The organism is Cytobacillus solani (assembly GCF_001420595.1).
Taxonomy (GTDB): domain Bacteria; phylum Bacillota; class Bacilli; order Bacillales; family Cytobacillaceae; genus Cytobacillus; species Cytobacillus solani.
The window spans coordinates 48,621-64,908 of the sequence record NZ_LJIX01000006.1 but is presented as its reverse complement, the minus strand read 5'-3'; the positions used below and the strand labels follow the sequence as shown (position 1 = coordinate 64,908).

At 36.6% G+C, this 16,288-nt stretch carries 15 protein-coding genes; 1 reads left to right on the top strand and 14 read right to left on the bottom strand.

Features of this window, described 5'->3' with window-relative positions; translation table 11 throughout:
• Nucleotides 1-642: 642 nt before the first annotated feature.
• The 4 genes from AN957_RS02065 to AN957_RS02050 all read right to left on the bottom strand — a co-directional run bounded on the left by AN957_RS02065 (nucleotide 643) and on the right by AN957_RS02050 (nucleotide 5,368).
• Nucleotides 643-2,157 carry a PH domain-containing protein gene (locus AN957_RS02065; RefSeq protein ID WP_053478162.1) on the bottom strand — a complete coding sequence of 505 codons (1,515 nt, stop codon included), beginning with the start codon at nucleotides 2,155-2,157 and terminating at the stop codon, nucleotides 643-645.
• A complete protein-coding gene (locus AN957_RS02060) occupies nucleotides 2,154-2,648 on the bottom strand; it encodes a PH domain-containing protein (protein WP_053478163.1) in 495 nt (164 codons plus the stop codon). The genes AN957_RS02065 and AN957_RS02060 overlap by 4 nt, the downstream gene beginning before the upstream one ends.
• 198 nt (nucleotides 2,649-2,846) lie before the next feature.
• Complete coding sequence (locus AN957_RS02055; protein ID WP_053478164.1) at nucleotides 2,847-4,451, bottom strand: ABC transporter permease; 1,605 nt, start codon at nucleotides 4,449-4,451, stop codon at nucleotides 2,847-2,849.
• The gene (locus AN957_RS02050) at nucleotides 4,451-5,368 is read right to left on the bottom strand and encodes an ABC transporter ATP-binding protein (RefSeq protein WP_053478165.1); all 918 of its coding nucleotides are present in this window, start codon (nucleotides 5,366-5,368) and stop codon (nucleotides 4,451-4,453) included. Before AN957_RS02050 ends, AN957_RS02055 begins: the two co-directional genes overlap by 1 nt.
• A gap of 152 nt (nucleotides 5,369-5,520) precedes the next feature.
• On the opposite strand from AN957_RS02050, the gene AN957_RS02045 reads away from it, so the two are divergent.
• On the top strand, nucleotides 5,521-6,108 hold the full coding sequence (locus AN957_RS02045; protein ID WP_053478166.1) for a TetR/AcrR family transcriptional regulator: 588 nt from the start codon (nucleotides 5,521-5,523) through the stop codon (nucleotides 6,106-6,108).
• A gap of 68 nt (nucleotides 6,109-6,176) precedes the next feature.
• On the opposite strand, the gene hflX is transcribed toward AN957_RS02045, so the two are convergent.
• From hflX to AN957_RS01995, 10 genes are all read right to left on the bottom strand, one after another.
• On the bottom strand, nucleotides 6,177-7,442 hold the full coding sequence (hflX, locus tag AN957_RS02040) for a GTPase HflX (protein WP_082446472.1): 1,266 nt from the start codon (nucleotides 7,440-7,442) through the stop codon (nucleotides 6,177-6,179).
• 753 nt (nucleotides 7,443-8,195) lie between these two features.
• Complete coding sequence (locus tag AN957_RS02035; RefSeq protein ID WP_053478168.1) at nucleotides 8,196-9,404, bottom strand: MFS transporter; 1,209 nt, start codon at nucleotides 9,402-9,404, stop codon at nucleotides 8,196-8,198.
• A gap of 319 nt (nucleotides 9,405-9,723) precedes the next feature.
• Entirely contained in the window at nucleotides 9,724-9,921 is a 198-nt protein-coding gene (locus tag AN957_RS02030; protein WP_380000889.1) for a hypothetical protein, read from the bottom strand.
• Between the two features lie 183 nt (nucleotides 9,922-10,104).
• On the bottom strand, nucleotides 10,105-10,716 hold the full coding sequence (locus AN957_RS02025) for a DedA family protein (protein ID WP_053478170.1): 612 nt from the start codon (nucleotides 10,714-10,716) through the stop codon (nucleotides 10,105-10,107).
• Nucleotides 10,717-10,756: 40 nt separating this feature from the next.
• Nucleotides 10,757-11,401 (bottom strand): hypothetical protein, encoded by a 645-nt coding sequence (locus AN957_RS02020; protein ID WP_053478171.1) that lies wholly within the window; start codon nucleotides 11,399-11,401, stop codon nucleotides 10,757-10,759.
• A 15-nt stretch (nucleotides 11,402-11,416) separates the two neighbouring features.
• A complete protein-coding gene (locus AN957_RS02015; protein WP_231690167.1) occupies nucleotides 11,417-11,737 on the bottom strand; it encodes a PadR family transcriptional regulator in 321 nt (106 codons plus the stop codon).
• Between the two features lie 359 nt (nucleotides 11,738-12,096).
• The gene (locus tag AN957_RS02010) at nucleotides 12,097-13,347 is read right to left on the bottom strand and encodes an MFS transporter (RefSeq protein ID WP_053478173.1); all 1,251 of its coding nucleotides are present in this window, start codon (nucleotides 13,345-13,347) and stop codon (nucleotides 12,097-12,099) included.
• A gap of 295 nt (nucleotides 13,348-13,642) precedes the next feature.
• Nucleotides 13,643-14,560, bottom strand: a complete 918-nt coding sequence (locus AN957_RS02005; protein ID WP_321172078.1) for a sensor histidine kinase — start codon at nucleotides 14,558-14,560, stop codon at nucleotides 13,643-13,645.
• A 2-nt stretch (nucleotides 14,561-14,562) separates the two neighbouring features.
• Nucleotides 14,563-15,318, bottom strand: a complete 756-nt coding sequence (locus tag AN957_RS02000) for an ABC transporter permease (RefSeq protein WP_053478174.1) — start codon at nucleotides 15,316-15,318, stop codon at nucleotides 14,563-14,565.
• Entirely contained in the window at nucleotides 15,311-16,234 is a 924-nt protein-coding gene (locus AN957_RS01995) for an ABC transporter ATP-binding protein (protein WP_053478175.1), read from the bottom strand. Before AN957_RS01995 ends, AN957_RS02000 begins: the two co-directional genes overlap by 8 nt.
• Nucleotides 16,235-16,288: the final 54 nt, after the last annotated feature.

Here is a 16,288-nt window from a genome sequence, read left to right as displayed (position 1 = left end):
TACATGAGTAGAAAAGGATTATCCGGTATTAGCTCCGGTTTCCCGAAGTTATCCCAGTCTTACAGGCAGGTTGCCCACGTGTTACTCACCCGTCCGCCGCTAATCTTTGGGAGCAAGCTCCCTCAGATTCGCTCGACTTGCATGTATTAGGCACGCCGCCAGCGTTCGTCCTGAGCCAGGATCAAACTCTCCAATAAAGAGTAAGATTAGCTCGATGAAAGATAATAAACTTCGCATCTCTTCGTCAACTCCCTCGCTCCGCTCCTCATGTACCCTCGTACAATCCGGCGCTCACTCAGTCGTTTCCTTGACCTGCTCGTTTCTTATCTTTCTTTAAAATAAGAATTAACGTTGACGTTTTTGCTTTGTTTAGTTTTCAAAGAACTATTTTTTAGCAGATTCATAATATAACATTATATAATCTCGCTGTCAAATATTTTTTAAATCATTTATGTCTTAGCGACAATATATATAATATCAATTCTTCTTTTATTTGTCAATTAGTTTTATATAACTTTTAATAAATAATACATATTACTAATTTGTTATTTTTAAAAACGAACATAAAAGATAGATTTAATGCTATAGATTCAAAAAGGCAGATCAGTAAATACAGATCTGCCAGACAAATTAAATAATTTTCTATTCTAATTTGATTTCATTTTTTCTTCCTTTGTACCATTTATAAAACACGTTAGCCAATTCCTGCGGGACATCCTCTATTCCTGCATGATAGACAGGCTTTGCCCGGTTGATTGTCTTAATCGAAGCAAGGCCTAGAAGCTTTTGAATGATATTCCTTGAAACTCTTACTTCAATGACCTTTTCTCTTTTGGATACAAATAATGTAGTAGTCAGACTCCCTTTTTTGAATTGAACAAAACGATCATTCAGAACATATCGGGTATTATAGAAATCAAGTAATCTTGTTACACCAATGATAACGAACAGACAAGCAGATATTATCCACCATGCCTTCTCCACATTTAGAATAGCAGGTTTGAAATAATATAGGACTGCAGTTGTTATAATCCAAATCCAGCTTGGCCACAGCAAACGTACCCACAAGGATTTTTTCGGAAGTCTATCCATCTTTTCAGTTACCTCATATGTTGGCAATATATCTGAAACGATTTCATATGCACGTCTAATAGGAAGATATGGATAGAGAGAGTTGATCTCATGTTTATCTTCCTCGGAACCAAGCCCACCCGCACTGGTTAATTTTACTTCAGCTAGTCCAAATACTCTTTTTAATGTAGATTGTTTTATTTCTATCGCCTGTACCTTTTCTTTTGAAATAGAAAAGGAAGTTTCATTGATTACTCCTTTCGTTATATAGATTCGATCAAAATCGGAGGAAATTTCATATTTTCCGTATTTCAAATATGTCGAAACAATCCCAAAAGCCGCAGAAGCAATAACTAGGAATATAATGATGCCAAAAACAAGCCACCAGGAGTTCAAAATTTCGGAAATAACCCCTTCTGCCTCTTCTTCCACATGGAAGATATCATTTATTTTGAAATAAAGAGAAGCAATTAAAGGAATAAGGAGGAGAAAGCTAAACGATGTGAAAGAAGCTTTTAACGTATCCTTTTTTGTCGGTTTAAAATGCAAGACTCGAATTGAATTTACCTTTGAGTCATCCTCTTCATGGGGGAATGTTTCCATATTCGCGTCACTTTCCTGAATGGAAGGTAAGTCAACGTGTACAGTGCTAGACAAATGCGCCTCCATCCGATCGGCCTCTATCCTTGAAACGACTTCGAATTTTACCGATGCATTCTCCCCTTTAATACCTGTCTCAAAACTAATAGAAGTCACTCTAAATATCCGATGGAATAAAGCGGTATGCCGATTTATGTTTTGAATCTTTGAAAAAGGAATAGATCGCTCAGATTTACTAAAAATCCCTTTGTAAAGATAAAATGATTTATTATCAAATGCATATTTAGTGGTGAACCACTTGATAATGATCGAAATAAACGTTATTACGAAAGCTAGAATGAAAATAACCTTACCATATTTAATAAAGGCTGAATCTGAACCTGCCTTGATTACAAATAAAAAAACTACAAAGAAAATGGAGTTCTTTATTAAATTAAATAATTGAAAAAGCATAAGTAAAGGGTTATATCTCTTTGCCTGAATCACGATTCCACTTCCTTTACTTTCGCAAATTGAGCAATTTGATTCCTTAACTCAACAGCTGTCTCTTTTGGAAGTGCGGGAATTGTATGTGTAGATGCCATCGTTTCTATGGATACAGTGTAAAGGTCATATCTTCTAAGCAATGGTCCTTGGTTAGTAGCAACCGATTGAATCTTTGTCATTGGGATAAGCTGATGCTTTTCAATTAGTGCACCATATTTCAATTGCAGAAATTCTTCATCTACAGCATAACGCCATGTTTTATAGAGTAAAAATGGTCTAATAAATGACCAGACTGCAAATAGTACAGAGATACTTGCAACCCCAATTAATATCCACCCAATCCACTCTTTCCATGAAAACAAATAATCTAGATAAAATAAAACACCAAGTACGATGAATCCAATTACATTTTCAATTACTTCACTAATTATCCATACTTTAACCGCTTTCTTGGATAATTGATTTTGGGGTGAGAGGATATGAGAATTCATAAGTCCACTCCTTTCTTTCTAATCTAGCTGAAACTCTCTAGTTATATATACGGTTAAAGACGGAAATGGTTCTATTATATTTTTAAATGCATAGGAGAATTATCAAAAGTTTAATGCTGCAAAATAAAGAAGGAAGAAAAAAACGAATGACCAGCAAATCTGAATCTGCTGGTCATTCCTAGCAAGAACAAAATTGTTTTACCCTTGAATATCCCGGTTTTTATACTGTATAAAGCCCACAGCTATTATTACAATAGCAACAATAGTAAGGATGAATAGCTTCATATAATCTATTTCTTCAACAGGCACCTTCGGTATATGATTATAAGGAGATAGTGTACTCATCCATTCAGGGAGTTGAAGTAACCCTCCTAAATATACGACAAAGAAGGAATAGGTTAAGTAAGCCCATACGATGCCAGACAGTTTTGGAGCAACACCAATCAATAATGCAGCTAATCCAATCATAATCCACATCGCAGGCAGATAGACCATTGCTGCACTATAAAGTCTGCCAAAAGCAATTCCCTCCTCCATTACCGAATTTCCGACTGCCCCTAATCCAATTGCAGCAAGCGATAGCATGGCAAACCCACTAACAATGGATATAACAAAATAACTCCCCATCAAGCGGATCCGAGATACAGCACGACTTAGTAAATGTTCTGTTCGATTCTTACTTTCTTCCCCTTTAAGCTTTAACATCGCCATTAGTGGTGGAATCGTACAAATCATTGAAATAACTGACATTAACATCGTTAGAAATTGCTCCGTTAACGAAAAGCCTTCAACCGGAGGCAATAAATTTTTCATCATATCATTATCTGCGAAAAAAGATTCTAAATCTCCTAAAACGGAACCGTAAGACCCACCCAAAATAAATGTCCCCACAGCCCAGGCAATCAGCCCTGTACGCTGTAGTCTAAGTGCTAACCCAAGCGGACTTAACAAAAAGGGAGACGCCTTTTTCCTGCCAGACTTGGCTCTTAAAAACCCAGCCTCTAAATCACGAATTGCATTCAAATAAAGTGAAAGAACAACTAAAATAGATGCCACACCAACCGTTAAAAAAATTGGCCACCAGTAATTATTTACATATACCTCAGAACCTAGAATCCAGCCTAATGGAGATAACCAAGATAGTGCCTCATTGCTTACATCACCAACGGCACGAAGCAGATAAGCTATCAGCAAGATTGTAATTGAAAATCCTATCGTCCCTCGAGAACTTTCTGAAAGCTGGGCAAACAATGCCGTTATGGCTGTAAAAATCATTCCTGTTGCCCCTATAGCTGCACCATATAAAAGAGAACCTTCTAAGTCCATACTTTCAATGCCTAGAGCATTCAATCCAAATCCAACAATTAATGCTAACAGCACATTCACTCCAAATAAGACTAGGATCGTTGAATTTAAATTAGCTAAACGGCCAGCTGGAAGGGCGCGGATGATTTCAATCCGTCCATCTTCTTCATCTGCACGGGTATGGCGCACAACAAGTAATATACTCATGATCGCCACTGCCATTGCCGTGAAAAGCAACATTTGATGAGCCATCATTGCACCATTTGTATAGTTTTCCAATCCATATCCTTGACCTACCATTGCCGTCATAGCTGGGTTCCTCATGGTTTCAGCTATCGCCTGTCTTTCTCCTTCATTCTTATACAAATCCGTAAATGATGCTGCAACGATAATTGTCAGAGTACTTAACGAAATTAACCACACAGGGATACGAACACGATCTCTCCTTACGATTAACCCTGAAAGAATCCTTGTATTTTTATATAATTGCTTCGACATTACTTAGCACCTCCCACTCCTGCTTTCGGAGTTTTCCCTGCACCTTCATAATGACGCATAAATAAATCTTCTAAAGTTGGCGGTGTACTTACTAAGGATAAAATGCCAAATCGACTTACATACTTGATCACATTATCCAACTCTTCGGCATCTACTTGGAATGAAAGGGCACGATCTTTCTTTTCTACACCATGTACTCCTCTCATTTCATTTAAATTAATAAGAGGTTGTTTTGTTTCTACCGCCAAGCTAGTTCTCGTTAAGTGACGCAACTCATTTAATGTACCTGTTTCAATCATTTTCCCTTGTCGTATAATTCCTACCTTGTCACATAATCTTTCAACCTCAGACAGGATGTGGCTGGATAGGATAACACTCTTCCCTGTACTTTTCGCTTCTAATACACACTCCTGGAATACTCTCTCCATCAATGGATCGAGACCTGATGTTGGCTCATCTAATATATAAAGATCAGCATCTGAAGAAAAAGCAGAAATTAATGCAACCTTTTGCCGGTTCCCTTTTGAATATGTCCGGCATTTTTTCGATGGGTCTAAATCGAATTTTTTTATCAGTTCTTCACGTCTGCTTTTATTGTTTGACCCTCGTAACTTTACAAAAAGATCAATTACTTCCCCTCCTGTTAAATTCGGCCATAAATTTACATCACCAGGAACATAGGCGATCCGTTTATGGATATCGACAGCATCTTCCCACACATCCATGCCAAAGATTCTCGCTTCCCCTTCAGTCGCTTTCAAAATACCAAGGAGTAAGCGTATCGTAGTTGACTTTCCCGCACCATTAGGACCAATAAACCCATAAACCTCACCTTCGTTTACCTCTATATTCACCCCATCTAATGCAGTAAACGCCCCAAACCTTTTAATTAAATTTGTTGTTTTTAATACGCTCATTTCCATCCTCCTCAATTGTCTCTATAAAATTATGAAATATTTCAAATTATTTAGTTCATAATATACAAAATAGGAATCCTTGACAATAGTTTATGAACTATTTAATTTGTTTTATTTCATAAATTTCATTAAAATGAACATGAGGTGAAAAAATGGACGGGTTTGAACGACGCAGAGTACAGAAGAAAATGAATATATTAGAAGCTGCTTTAGCTTTATTTATGGAATATGGAGTTCAAAAGATCTCAATTGCTGAAATAGCCAAAGAAGCTAATGTATCCCAAGTAACGATATATAATTATTTTGACAGTAAACATAATTTAGTTCGTGAGGTTTTTCTATATTACGTAGAGAAGGCAATGGATGAATTTGATCAAATACTTAATGGGGATATTGCTTTTCCTGAAAAGATTAAGCAGATTATTTTCACTAAAAAAGAAACAGCCAATCAGATTCATGAAGATTTCTATCAATATCTAATGAAGGAATATACAACAGGGGTCAATTATATTGAGAAAATGTATGTAGAACAAATCATCCCTCGCTTAATTGATCTTTTTAATGAAGGGAAGAAGCAGGGACATGTGGATCCGAATGTATCTAATGAAGCCATTTTATTTTTTATCCAAGCGGTCCATGAATATATACAACGAGAAGATGTGTATCAAAAAATCCTCCCGCTGACTGAGGATATTATGAGGCTTATGTTTTATGGAATCGTGGGAAAAAAAGAAGATTAGCACGCAGGATAAAGCAGCATTAAAAGGAGTATGAAGGAAAGACTTCATACTCCTTTTTGATCCCTCGTTTATACTTGTGTTAATCTAATATATTGCTTATATTTTTCCGCATCAGACCTTTTGCATTCCACAATTATTTTTGTTCCATTGTCCTCATACTCACTTAACAGAATATGACTATTCTCATTAAAATAAGAAACGATCTCACCTTGCGCATAAGGAATGAGCAGCTCACATTGAATAGAATCACTAAATATCTCTTGACTGATTAATTGAGTTAATTCATTGAGGCCTAATCTATTCTTTGCTGATAAATACACACAATTTTGTTGACTGAACGGATATTCCGCTTCTGTTAAGTCTGCTTTATTATTTGCGTAAATGACAGGAATTCCTTCGATCCCAATTTCACTTAAAATTTCATTCGTCAGCCTTTTTTGCTCCTCATGATGCGGACTGGAATAATCCAAAACATGAATGAGTAAATCAGCTTCACCAACCTCTTCAAGGGTCGAGCGAAACGCCTTTATTAAGTGATGTGGAAGCTTATTAATGAATCCCACTGTGTCAGTTAATAAAAAGGTTTTGTTTTTTGTTAGCTTAATCTTTCGTACAGATGTTTCCAGCGTAGCAAATAACATATCTTTTTCAAAAACTTGCTTATCCATTGCCTCATTATATTTTTCCAGCATGGCATTCATTATTGTAGACTTACCGGCATTGGTGTATCCCACTAATGAAACAACAGGAATATTATTCTTTTTACGCAGCTTTCTTTGAGTCTTTCGCTGGTTTATTAATTTTTCAAGTTCTTTATTGAGCGCCGTTATTTTTATCTCAATTTTCCGGCGATCCAGTTCTAGCTTCGTTTCACCTGCTCCTCTATTCTTCAACCCTGCACCACCACCTTGGCGTCCGAGTGATTCTCGCATGCCGACCAGTCGAGGCAGCATATATTTCAACCTAGCCACCTCAACTTGCAGCTGAGATTCTCTCGTTTTTGCCCTGTTGGAGAAAATTTCCAAAATAAGCATCGTGCGGTCGATTACCTCACAGTCAAGCTCTGACTCTAAATTACGGATTTGCGAAGGAGACAGTTCATCATCGAAAATGACAACATTTGCATCCTTTTCTTTTAAAAGCGATAGTAGCTCTTCAACCTTTCCTGCCCCTATATAATGTGACTTATTTAATTGGTGTAAATTTTGAGTTATCTCACCAACAACTTCCACATCGCATGCCCCAGCTAAATTTGCTAACTCTCCCATCATATATTCAAAATCTGACTGAGTGCTATTTAGATTCACACCGACTAAAATGGCCTTTCTTTTCATAAATGATTTCCTCCATTTCATATAAAGTGAAACTCAATCAGTGGGGGTTTTCCTTTATCCTATCCCCCACTGATTCTTAGTTGAACCAATCGGGCATTTACGGGCTGTTAGATCTCCCACTTAGAATTTTTCGTTTCCTCAACTTCTTGAAGTGGGGGTCTTACAGCTCGTTAATCTGCGATAAAATAAAAAGCACAGGCATCTGCCTGTGCTTAATTAATAAACGGAAATGGATATGTCTAAAAAAACCACAAAGATAGCTGTTGACAAAAAACTACAACTGTCAGAACGGTAAAGTGAAAGATCCTTCACAATAAGAATGGTCCATGAATCTATCCTTAATATTCAGCAAAATCCAGGCTAAATCTTCTAGCTTAAGATCCTGCTATCATTAAAGATAAATATCATGATATTAGATGAACTATTTTATTTTAAAGACAACAAAAAGAGAGTGAGTTCGTCCTCACCCTCTTTTTACATATGCCGTAAAATAAGGTTTCCTTAAAAAAGGCAGACCAATCCCGTTTACTCTGCGCACAAGCAGAGCCTTGAACGTATTCAATTACTGGTTCAAAGTTTGGAATCGAAGTCTGTTATCTAACACTAAGGAAAACCTCCATTCATTATAATTAACATTATCATAACATACCAAAGCAGCTATAACAACGCAAAAATTCAAAAATATTCCAGAATTATAATAATCAAAAGCAATTTAAAACTAATCAAACGTTTGATTAAGATATTAGCACTGATTTATGCTTTCTCCATCTTCACCTTAAACTTGTTATTTAATGCACGTTTTTGCCATACAATCGTCGTCGCTAACGTGATCACTAGGAGTATTAATCCTAAAACAAACGGATAAACTATTTTAACATCGTACAGCAGACCAGCAAGCGTTGGTCCTAAAACATTCCCTATACTCATATAAGCGTTATTCATTCCCATAGCAAATCCTTGCTCGTTGCCTGCCAGCTTGGAGATAAGTGTATTCAAAACAGGACGAAGGATAGAAGTTGCAAGGAAAATTAATAGTGTAATACCGAAGAAAAGCACATAGCTGGATGCGAATAACGACAGTAGAAAACCGAATGTTGCTACACCAATAAACATCGTCAATACGGTTCCTTCACCAAAACGGCTTACAATGCGATCGACGATAAATAGCTGAACGATGACACTAATAATCCCAGTAGAAGTAACCATAATGGCAATATCCTGCGGAGATGCACCAAACTGATTATCAACAAATAAACCAAGAACCGATTCATAAGCCATTAAACCAAAGCTCATGACAAGTGTAATGATGAGTGGAATGAAATAAGGCATCTTTACAGAACGTACCATTTTTCTTGCCATTGATTCATCCTCAGGGATATCACCCATAGCTCCTGACGGCAGATCATGCTGGCTTTCTTTAAGAACAATGATTGAGAAAACGACCGCTACAAGTGATACGACTGCCGAGATCAAGAAGGGCATCTTAAGGCCGAAATCAGCTAAAAAGCCACCGACTCCTGGACCTATAACAATCCCAAGTGACATAGCCGCTGAAACTAAGCTATTTCCCTTAGCTCGTTGATCCATGGTCGTAATATCTGCTACATAAGCGAAAATGGCAGGTACTAGCAGTGCAGCTCCTACCCCGCCAATAAACCGAGAAATATATAGCCACCAAATAGAATTAGTCCCATAAAACACAAACATAGAAGCCGTTAAGCCTATTAGCCCGTAAATAATCATTTTTCTTCGCCCATATTGATCCGTCCATTTTCCCGCAATTGGTGAAAAGATCAACTGTGCACCCGCAAAAATAGCAATCATTAAACCTGCAGCTGTTCCGCCTTGATTAATTGACTCCAAATAGGCTGGGAGGATTGGGATGATGATCCCAAAGCTGCCGATGGCAATAAACATATTAATCATCAAAATGGTCAATTTTTTCCTTTGATCCTTTGTCATATAATAAACACCTCTTTCCCTTAAATTCATTCGAATGAGAAGGTTCCTATCTAATGTTATAATCCCTTTACTACTTTAGGAGATTGATAACATAATTTTACAGCCGCTAAAAAGAAAATATCATATCACGATATACAAATGATGTCAATACATTCAAATAAAATTGGATGAAAATATTATTCTAAATCTTTTATTATAATCAGCATTCTATTAATCAAACGTTTGATTAATAGTTATTTCCTTTAATATTCCGAAAAAAAAAGGGATTAGACCAGCCTAACCCCTCCTCTTGTTGAAACTTTTTAAGAATAATCTTCAATTATTCAGACTTTTGAACATTTAATGCACTTTGAACCTGGCTTACAGCCGTTTGTGCTTGTGCAATTTCTTCCGCCGCCTGTTTAAGCGCCTGTTCAGCTAAAGCTGGGTCTGAAGAAGATTTTTCAATTGCTTGGTTTAATAATGTTTGTGTTAATGTTACATTGGCTTTTGCTTGATTTAATTGATTGACATCCATTTGTTGAGGCACTCAAATCTCTCCTTATCAATTTGAAATTACCTCTATATCTTAACCACACATGAAATTTTTATTATTAGAAAAAAACACCATGAATTAGTCTATTTACACTTTCCTAAAATCGAGAATTATTTTTCAAAAAAAGTCACAGGAAAATGTTCCTGCGACTCTTTCCTATATATACTATTTTTTTGTTACTCTTTTCTTAATGAATAAAACAACGAATACAATAACTGCCAGCGCTAAGAACGCATAAACAAAGTTTGAATAGATATCCATGTACTCCACAATCGTTTCCCATGAATCCCCCACTGCTGCACCGACATTCACAAGAATCACATTCCAAATTAACGTTCCTAGTGTTGTAAATAAAAGGAATACACCAAAGTTCATATGTGACATTCCTGCAGGTATAGATATCAAACTTCTAATTAATGGGATTAAACGGCAGAAGAAAACGGTCCATACTCCATATTTGTCAAACCATTGATCAGCCTTTTGAATATCCTTTTTCGTCAGGCGAAGAATATGTCCCCATTTTTCTATGATTTTTTCCATTCTGTCTACGTCGATCAGCCGGCCGATCCCGTAAAGGATAACCGCTCCAGCTACTGAACCAATAGTGGAAAAAGCAACTACTCCCAATACGGTTAATTCTGAAGTAGTTGTCATAAACCCGCCTAATGTTAGAATAACCTCAGATGGAATTGGCGGGAAAACATTTTCTAATGCAATCAGCAGTAATATCCCCATATATCCGAATTCATTCATAATCTCAGTAATCCAGTTTTCCATTTATGACACTCCCCATAAAATTTCATACTCAACTAATTTATCATGATACATTCTCTTTTAACTTTCGATAAATCATTGCATCAAATAACTTATACACAAAAAACAATCCCACAAATCCTAAACTATAAGCAAACAGCATAGATTCAACAATAAGCAATAAGGTGGATGAAGCAAATAAAACAATCCAAAATACCCCTATAAATGTAAAGAAAATACAAGCTAGAATTACCCAGCCTAATAAATAGTAGTGTGCATGTAAATTAAATAGTAACGTATTTTTCGATAATGATAAAATCTCTTGGACCTTAAAATGGTTAATTGCCTCTATTGAAGCATCTTCCTTTGTCTTTCCTTGCTGAATTAAATCTTCCGCAAAGTCCTCTAAATAAGCTTGAAGCTCCCATTTATCCTCTTGGCTTAACGCAAGCTGAGCAACATAAGCATGGATATTGTTTTGTTTTTGGTACATCACATTCATTCGAATATGCCCAATATAATTGATGGCTCCCCATAAAACCGCAATGGAAAAGGAAAGAAGATAGCCAGTGGTTACTATAGCCGAATCAATCAAAAGATCAGCACGATCAATATAAAATATCAGAAAGCATAGAATTATTGATAGCAACAGAATCCAACTATACTTTATATCATTTAAACTAAACATTTTCCGCATAAACTGACTCATTTTTTATCCCTCCCTCTATATAAACCGATCAACCATCTCAACAGTTTGCTTCCATTCATATATAGACTTTTGCAATAGATTCAATCCCTCCACGGTTACAGCATAGTATTTGCGCCTGCCGCCATGGCTTTCATTGCCCCAATAAGAAGTGATTGCTTGCTGTTTTTCTAATCGTTTTAATGATAAATACAGAGTAGCTTCCTGTATTTCAAAGGTTCCTTCTGTTCTTTCCTTTATCGCCTTTGAAATCTCATAGCCATAATTCTCCTTTTCTTTAAGAATAGAAAGAATAAGAAGATCAATCGTTCCTTTCAACATCTCTTTATTCAAAATCATAACCCCCAAAATTACTTAATAAAATTAAGTACTTAACAATCATAAGTTATATTACTTAAAATGGCAAGGTAAAAGAAAAGTGAAAGCGCTATGCTTAGTGACGTATGGACTGGACGTCTCCTGACTGAGATAAAGGAAACAACACGAAGAACGAGAGTGATTCGATGTTGACTTATCGTAGGGAAGGAACGGAAGTACATTAGTCGCTGGGCGCTGGAACTAGACAATTCTCAGACCCAAAAGATACACTTTTTTATCTGCAACAAAAAATCCACTGCTCTATTTTTTAGAACAGTGGATTTTTAATGGTTGTTATTTATTTCTTGTAAACTTTGTCATCACGCATCCGATCACTCTTATTAATCTTGCGAACCTAGAACCTCTTGCTTCTGCTCTACTTTCATATTATAAATTGGCAATATGAATAACAAACCAATAATAAACAAGATCGCTGCTGATTCAAAGATGGCAACTAATGAAAATTGTTCCTTTAGAATTCCTGCAGCACTCATTGTTAATACCATGGAACCCGTGAACAGCGGACTTAATATTCCATTGACCCTGCCTATAAAAGCAGATTCTGTTCTCTGCAAAATCATTGTATTAATTCCAATCTGGATACACGGAAGCATTAATCCGTTTAAAAACTCAGCACCAAGTGTTAACCAAAGATTTGTTGATAATCCCATGACTGCCAAGCCAATGCCATTAGCAAGCATTCCAAATATTAAAAGCTTCTGTGGTGGGACTTTTTTGGCAAATATCATGACTCCTGCCCCACCGATAATCATACCAATGCCATTAGCAGTAAGTAACCATTGCAGGTTTTCCTTTGGTAAACCTAATTGTTCCGTAACAAGAAAAATAGAGAGAGGCTGAACAAAACCAAGTCCAAGCCCTGCTGCTAAAAAGCATAAACCTAATTGGCTTAATTCCTTCTTATTTAACACATATTTAATGCCGCTCTTCATTTCTTCCCATAGTGAAGTCGTACGGCTCTCCTCTTCCATGAAGCGATCTTGAGGAAGGAAAGCTAAGGCAGCAGCTGATAGCAAGAATGCTATTCCTGTAATCGCAATGGAAATATTAATGCCAAATGCTTGAAATGCAAATGTTCCAAGAATTGGACCTAACACCATAAATACAGCAAATACCGTTTGATAGACAGACATCCCCGCCTGAATTTGTTCTTCCGGCAAATGCATCTTAAACAGCTTCATCCCAGAGGGCTGAGAAAATTGCGACAGAATGGCAGATATTAATGTTGCAAAAAACACAACCTGCCATGTTCCGAACATAAGTGTCACTAATACTGCAAATACAGATATGGCACTTAAGATATCACACCAAACCATTGTTCTTTTCGGACGCCAGCGGTCAGCAAACGTTCCTCCGATAAAAGAAAAGATAAAAATAGGCGCGAACTCAGCAACAGAAATCATTGAAACTGCAAAAGGATCTCCCTTTGTCTGCTCCATTACAAACAGCAGAACAGCAAAGTTTCGTACCCAAATTCCTATCTGTAAAAACAAGCCTGACATAATAATAGCTTGAAAAACCCGATTTCCAAACAGGCTTGATGAACGACCAGCTAATTGATTTGTTTCCAAAATAAAACCTCCTGTCAATATTCTAGACAGGAGGAGAAGGTACAATACAACACCAAAATGGCATAATACCCCTGATGGAAGGGACACAATGAACATATCGTTTGTATAAAAGTGTACAGACTAATCCTATCTAGAAAAAATGAATCGTATCATAAACGAATTTTTTCTTAACAAATAGGATTAATTGTTCATTGTTCCACGGACACCCTTCCTTTTTTTGATATTAACATCATAATTGAAAAATTATGGGAACGCAAGGTTTTTCGCAGCCTATTTTTTTACATATACTCTCAATTTAAAGCTCCCATTCACACTTCATATATAATTGATTCTCTTTTAATTCTGCCGTTAGTTTCCCATTCATTTTCAGCATTAGGCTTTTCGCAATAGATAATCCTAACCCTGTACTTTTTTCTGACCGGGTTTTATCTCCTTTGTAAAACCGGTCAAAAAGCAGATGAACATCTTTTTCGCTTAATTGATGTACAGGATTACTTATTATCAGTTGAACTGTTGAAGAAAGCTGATCAAGCTGTATTTTCACATTCCCTTTTGAATGTTTAACCGCATTAAGCACTAAATTTTCAATCACACGTTTAACTGCCGACGAATCAGCCTTCATTCGAATATCTTTCTCAGGAATATGAATGGAAGGCTCTAATCCCCTTTGGTTAAATTCCTCATAAAAACCTGCTAAAACATCAAATACCAAGTTATTCAATGAGATTGTTTCAACATTTAATGGATAATCTGCAGACTCAATGATCGATAATTCGAAGAAATCCTCTAATAAATCTTTCAACCTTAGTGCCCCATTTTTAACAATCTCAAAATACGCTGATCTATTCTCTGATGTATGTTCATCAGATTCCAAAAGTTGAATATACCCTAAGATAGAGGTCATTGGCGTTCGTATATCATGTGAAATATTAGCGACTGCCTGCTTTAACTCATTTTCTGTTCGCATTTTTTCTGCATTTGCCCTTTTTGTTTCATCTATTTGATCATTGATTTCTTTTGCCAGCTCTTCAAGATCCCTATCAAACAAAGTAAGGTTAATTTTTTTTCCCGTTATTTTGTTGTTCAGTTCCCTCAATTGACGGGCTGTACTCTTTATTTCTTTTTTCAAACGATAGTAGCGAGTGAGAAATAAAAGGGCTACTGCAGCACAGATAAACAACGTAATATAGTACATATCCTCACTCGCTTTCATCGTTATTTTATTTCTTTCTTCTGAAATACCCAGCTGCCTATAAGTCCAAAAACTGCAAAGGTTATGATTGGAACAAGCACAAATTTCAGAAGGGTGCCATGACTTATGTTAAATTCGTCGATTTCTAAAAACAGCTTGAACACTGAGTAATTAAAGATTTGTTCAATAAAAGAAAACTTTTGACTTAATGCATAGAAGATACTATCAAAAAGAATGAAGAATAAAATAAGAAAACCAATTGTCTTGCCGCTGTCAGTAAATATAATTGAAACTAAAGCCATAATGGAAGCAAATGCCGCTGCATAGATGATGGTTAAACCGAGAGTCCGAACGATGTAATCTAGTGCTGGCATATCATTAAAACCTGATAACATGGCTCCCACTACCATTATGACAATTGGGAAAGTTAATGAAATAATCATTGCTCCAATAGAAAAAATCATTAATTTAGAAAAGTAGATTCGAATTCTGCTATTGCCAGATGCTCCGATACTTTTCATTGTACCCATTGAATACTCACCGGAAATAAAGAAACCTGCAAGGATACAAGGGACAAGTTTAACGATGTAATTATTGCCGCCAAGTGCCGTATAAGCATACAATTCTTTCACCGAAATAGCATCTGCGCCAAATACTCCATCATTAAAAAAGATCAGCATCGGATAAAAAATTCCTGATGCAAGCAACCCAATAATTAATGTCGCAAAGGAACGATCCTTCCTTAACTTAAATAACTCTGCCTTTACTAAATTATCCATGCTGAACACCCCCGATCCGATTGGAGAAATATGTTTCCAAATCTTCCCCCATCGGCATGAATTGCTCGATTATTAGCCCTTCATCTGCAAGTGTCTTGGAAACACGGCCGGGAGCATCCAGATAGTCGAACAGCTTAATGGTACCTTCAGGCATGACTTCATATTGAGTTGTCCCAAGCTTCGTTTCAAAAATGGCTGCCGCTTTATCTGGATGATCGACTTTCACATGAATGTACTGCTGGCATCTTTCATTAAGTTCCTTTACTGTCAATTGCTCTAACAATTCCCCTTTATGAATAATTCCATAATGGGTCGCAAGTAAATGAAGTTCGCTTAATATGTGGCTCGAAATCAAGATGGTGATCCCATACTCCTGATTTAATTTCTTCAATAGCTCTCTTATTTCTACAACGCCCATAGGATCTAATCCATTTATCGGTTCATCAAGAATCAAAAATTCCGGATCACCTAATAAGGCAATTCCAAGACCGAGGCGCTGCTTCATCCCTAAAGAAAAATTCTTTGCTTTTTTCTTCCCTGCTCCTTGAAGACCGACAAGAGCAAGCATATTTTCCACACAATCTTTTCCAGGTATACCTTTTAAAAGTCTGTGCGTTTCAAGATTCTCCGCTGCTGTCATTTGCGGATACAAGGCAGGTCCTTCAATAATTGTCCCAATTCTTTTTCTAGCCTGAATAAGCTCTTGTTCACTGCTCTTTCCGAATAGCTCAATGGAGCCGCTTGTCGGATACGCAAGCCCTGTTACTACCCGTATGAGTGTTGATTTTCCAGCGCCATTTTGCCCAATAAATCCATAAATAGACCCCTTTTTAATCGTAAGGTCAATATTATCGAGAGCAAATTGATTCTTATATCTTTTTGATAAATGATTGGTTCTTAGAACGTAGTCATTCATTTTCTCCCCTCCCTCATGTGATGCTTTTAGTATAAAAAGGAAAACATAAGAAAG

Coding starts and splice junctions, on each gene's coding strand:
- AN957_RS02060 (WP_053478163.1), bottom strand. CDS start 2,648: ATGAATTCTCATATCCTCTCACCCCAAAATCAATTATCCAAGAAAGCG.
- AN957_RS02055 (WP_053478164.1), bottom strand. CDS start 4,451: ATGTCGAAGCAATTATATAAAAATACAAGGATTCTTTCAGGGTTAATC.
- AN957_RS02050 (WP_053478165.1), bottom strand. CDS start 5,368: ATGAGCGTATTAAAAACAACAAATTTAATTAAAAGGTTTGGGGCGTTT.
- AN957_RS02045 (WP_053478166.1), top strand. CDS start 5,521: ATGGACGGGTTTGAACGACGCAGAGTACAGAAGAAAATGAATATATTA.
- hflX (WP_082446472.1), bottom strand. CDS start 7,442: ATGAAAAGAAAGGCCATTTTAGTCGGTGTGAATCTAAATAGCACTCAG.
- AN957_RS02035 (WP_053478168.1), bottom strand. CDS start 9,404: ATGACAAAGGATCAAAGGAAAAAATTGACCATTTTGATGATTAATATG.
- AN957_RS02030 (WP_380000889.1), bottom strand. CDS start 9,921: ATGGATGTCAATCAATTAAATCAAGCAAAAGCCAATGTAACATTAACA.
- AN957_RS02025 (WP_053478170.1), bottom strand. CDS start 10,716: ATGGAAAACTGGATTACTGAGATTATGAATGAATTCGGATATATGGGG.
- AN957_RS02020 (WP_053478171.1), bottom strand. CDS start 11,401: ATGAGTCAGTTTATGCGGAAAATGTTTAGTTTAAATGATATAAAGTAT.
- AN957_RS02015 (WP_231690167.1), bottom strand. CDS start 11,737: ATGATTTTGAATAAAGAGATGTTGAAAGGAACGATTGATCTTCTTATT.
- AN957_RS02005 (WP_321172078.1), bottom strand. CDS start 14,560: ATGAAAGCGAGTGAGGATATGTACTATATTACGTTGTTTATCTGTGCT.
- AN957_RS02000 (WP_053478174.1), bottom strand. CDS start 15,318: ATGGATAATTTAGTAAAGGCAGAGTTATTTAAGTTAAGGAAGGATCGT.
- AN957_RS01995 (WP_053478175.1), bottom strand. CDS start 16,234: ATGAATGACTACGTTCTAAGAACCAATCATTTATCAAAAAGATATAAG.